The sequence below is a fragment of the Burkholderia sp. E168m23 genome (assembly GCF_016586125.1).
Classification (GTDB): domain Bacteria; phylum Pseudomonadota; class Gammaproteobacteria; order Burkholderiales; family Burkholderiaceae; genus Burkholderia; species Burkholderia orbicola.
Map to the genome: position 1 here is coordinate 1 of NZ_BCPP01000800.1, position 3,414 is coordinate 3,414.

4 protein-coding genes are annotated in these 3,414 nt (G+C 68.8%); all 4 read left to right on the forward strand.

Annotated elements, in window-relative coordinates; all coding sequences use genetic code 11:
- Positions 1-140: 140 nt before the first annotated feature.
- Positions 141-368 (forward strand): sulfurtransferase TusA family protein, encoded by a 228-nt coding sequence (locus tag JMF90_RS29845; RefSeq protein ID WP_006402122.1) that lies wholly within the window; start codon positions 141-143, stop codon positions 366-368.
- A 328-nt stretch (positions 369-696) separates the two neighbouring features.
- Positions 697-1,131 (forward strand): peptidase, encoded by a 435-nt coding sequence (locus JMF90_RS29850; RefSeq protein WP_201316840.1) that lies wholly within the window; start codon positions 697-699, stop codon positions 1,129-1,131.
- Between the two features lie 266 nt (positions 1,132-1,397).
- On the forward strand, positions 1,398-2,102 hold the full coding sequence (locus JMF90_RS29855) for a response regulator transcription factor (RefSeq protein WP_006490421.1): 705 nt from the start codon (positions 1,398-1,400) through the stop codon (positions 2,100-2,102).
- The coding region (locus JMF90_RS29860; protein WP_201325798.1) for a FecR domain-containing protein at positions 2,099-3,414 on the forward strand (1,316 nt) is incomplete at its 3' end. The genes JMF90_RS29855 and JMF90_RS29860, both read left to right, overlap by 4 nt.

Genomic DNA, 3,414 nt, shown 5'->3' on the forward strand with positions numbered 1-3,414 from the left:
CGGGCGGCTTCGTCCGGCGCGTGAGCCGCCGTGCCGGCGGGCGCGGGGCCGTGGGCGGCCGGGCAGGCGCGGCGGCGCTGCGGTAAATCGCGGCTTCCTCCCGCGCCGTGTGTGGCGCGTCATTCGAAGGTCGACAGCCGATGCAGATTCACAAGGAAGTGGACGCGCGCGGGCTCAATTGCCCGTTGCCGATCCTGCGTGCCAAGAAAGCGCTTGCCGATATGGAAAGCGGGCAGATCCTCAAGGTGCTCGCGACCGATCCGGGCTCGCAGCGCGATTTCGCCGCGTTCGCGAAGCAGACGGGCAACGAGATCGTCGAATCGACGACGCAGGACAAGACCTTCGTGTTTCTGATGCGCCGCCGCTGAAGGCACGCATCGCACGTCCCGCGGTGCCGGGCTGCCGGCCGGCCGCGCCTCGGCAGTCGCGCCTGGCCGACCGCCCCAAGCCGGTTGCCCCCTTGGCCGGGCGTCCCTAACCGGGCGTCCCTAACCGGGCCTCCCTAACCGGGCGTCCCTAACCGGGCCTCCCTAACCGGGCGTCCCTCTCTGACAATTCTTAAACCTCATTGCGTGACCGGCTGCGTATACTGACCCGGCCGGTCGTCCGCTCCCAGCGGAGGCGCCGGCCACGGTACGTCGCACGGCGGGCTCGGGGGCCATGCCTGACGCTACCGTCGTACAACGGGGAGAGGACATGTCCTTCAGACCAGGGACCCTTCGAAGTCCGTCCGGAGCGGAAAGCATCGCGCCCGTGCGCACCTCGGAATTGAGCCGGATCGAGCTCGATCCGCAGCAGGACCGCCACGCGCGTGCCGCGCTGGAGGCATATGCAGATTCGGCCGCGGCCGAGATGCCGTGGCTGGCCGAGTGGCTCGACGAACGGCTGCGCGACGCCGCGCGGGACGACGGCTCGGGCCCGACCTACTGTGGCGCAACGATCGAACGCGTGTTCGATCTGGCGCAGGCATGGGCGGCGGGCCAGCCCGACTACGCGGCCAATGCGTGGGAGCGCGTGCGCGACCAGCTGCAGCGGATGCTGGCGCAACCGCCGCTGTCGGAGCCGCCATCGCCACGCATGCCGACCGACGATTTAGCCGAGCCGGTGGCCGGCATCGCGGGCGCCGATTAGGCGTCCGGTTGCGCAACAGAAAGGATTATTCGAAGAAAGGGCGATAGTCCGCGCAATTTCTTGGCGAATTTCATACTACTATGATGAAATCGCCGGTTCGTCCGTGCCCCGTTTTTGAGATATTTAGCCGGGGTCGCCGGTTTGCGCAGGTGGCGCGAGCGGCGAACGACGGCTCGCTGGCCGGTATCCGCCGCCGCGCGCAGGTTGCGCGGCCGGGGCAGGCGCGGGAGCCGAATGGACGAACCGACTTCGATTTGCGGGGTGCTATGAGAATTGCTGTACTGGATGACGATCCGGCCCAGACGGATTTCGTCAGTCAAACGCTGACGGCCGTTGGCCATACGTGCTATGCGTTCAAGGAAGGCAAGGCCCTGAAGAAGCGCCTGCAGCGCGAGACGTTCGATCTGCTGGTGCTCGACTGGAACGTGCCCGACATGTCCGGCGAGGAAGTGCTCAAGTGGGTGCGCGCCAACCAGACCGAGCACAGCCTGCCGATCATCTTCATGACGAGCCGCGACGACGAGGCGGGGATCACGCAGATCCTCAACGCCGGCGCCGACGATTACGTGGTCAAGCCGGTGTCGGGCCCGATCCTGCGCGCGCGCATCGGTTCGCTGCTGCGCCGCGCGTATCCGGTCAACGCCGAGGCGACCGTCCGCGAATTCGATCAGTTCCGTTTCGACGTGAACCTGAAGCAGGCGTACGTCGGCGACAAGGCCGTGAGCCTCACGCAAAAGGAATTCGAGCTCGCGCTGCTGCTGTTCCAGCATCTCGACCGGCCGCTGTCGCGCGCGCACATTCTCGACCTCGTGTGGAAGCAGGCGACCGACATTCCGTCGCGCACGATGGATACGCACATTTCGATGCTGCGCACCAAGCTCGGCCTGCGGCCCGAGAACGGCTACCGTCTCGCGCCGATCTACGGGTACGGCTACCGGCTCGAACGGGTCGGCCAGGGGGAACCGGAGTGACGACGCGACTCACGCAGCGCACGGCGAACCTGGGTACGGCAGCGCTGCGCGCGGCCTGCGCGGTCGCGTTGGCGTTCGCCGCGCAGCAGGCCGCGGCGCAGCCGGCCGCCGCCGCAGGCAAGACGGTCGTCTATCGCACGCAGGCCGGCGACACGCTGTACGACGTCGCCGCGCGCTACCTGCAGGGCGCGGACGACTGGCAACTGCTCCAGCAGATCAACGGCGTGCCGGCGCCGAAGCACCTGCAGCCCGGCATCGCGCTGAAGCTGCCGGTCGCGCGCCTGCGCAAGGAAAAGCTCACCGCACGCGTGATCGCGGTGCAGGGCACGGCCGAGCGTGCGTCCGGCGCGGCTTTCGCGCCGCTCGCGAACGATGCGACGCTCGCCGAAGGCGATCGCGTGCGTACCGGCCCGAACGGCTTCGTGACGATCGAGCTGGCCGACGGCACGCACATGAGCCTGCCGCCCGACAGCCAGCTCGACCTGAAGTCGCTGCGCCGCACGGTGCTGACCGGTACGCTCGATCGCGAGTTCGAACTCACGCGCGGCTCGGTCGACAGCGAAGTCACCCACCTGAAGAAACGCGACGACCGCTTCCAGATCCGCTCGCCGTCGGTCGTGGCCGGCGTGCGCGGCACGCGCTTTCGCGTGAACTACGACGCGGCCGGCACTGCGTCGACGCGCGTCGAAGTGCTCGACGGCACCGTCGGCGTCGCGGGCGGCCGGCAGCCGGCCGACGCGACGCTCGTGCATGCGAATTTCGGCAGCGTCGCGACGTCGTCCGGCGCGGTCGGCGCGCCCGTCCAGCTGCTGGGCGCCCCCGCGCTCGCGCATCCCGACAAGGTGCAGGACGAGCCCGACGTCGCATTCGACGTCACGCCGCTCGCGCAGGCGCATGCGTATCGCGTGCAGCTCGCGCACGATGCGGGGCTGCTCGACCTGTTCCGCGAAACGCGCACCGATTCGCCGCGCGCGGTGTTCCGCGACGTGCCGAACGGCAACTACTTCGTGCGGATCGCCGCGATCGATGCGAACGGCCTCGAGGGGCTGCCGCGCACCTATGCGTTCGAACGCCGCGTGATGGGGCTCGACGCGAGCGCGTCGCAGGGCGCGGGCGGTTACGAGTTCCGCTGGTCGCCGAACGGCTCGGGCAAGAATGCGCGTTACCGGTTCGTGCTGTCGCGCTCGAAGGACCTGAGCGCGCCGGTCGTCGACCAGGTCGGCCTGCACGCGCGCCAGATCACCGTCGCGCACCTGCCGCCGGGCGACTATTTCTGGGCCGTGACCGTCGAGGAATTCGAAGGCGGCAAGTT

Coding starts and splice junctions, on each gene's coding strand:
- JMF90_RS29845 (WP_006402122.1), top strand. CDS start 141: ATGCAGATTCACAAGGAAGTGGACGCGCGCGGGCTCAATTGCCCGTTG.
- JMF90_RS29850 (WP_201316840.1), top strand. CDS start 697: ATGTCCTTCAGACCAGGGACCCTTCGAAGTCCGTCCGGAGCGGAAAGC.
- JMF90_RS29855 (WP_006490421.1), top strand. CDS start 1,398: ATGAGAATTGCTGTACTGGATGACGATCCGGCCCAGACGGATTTCGTC.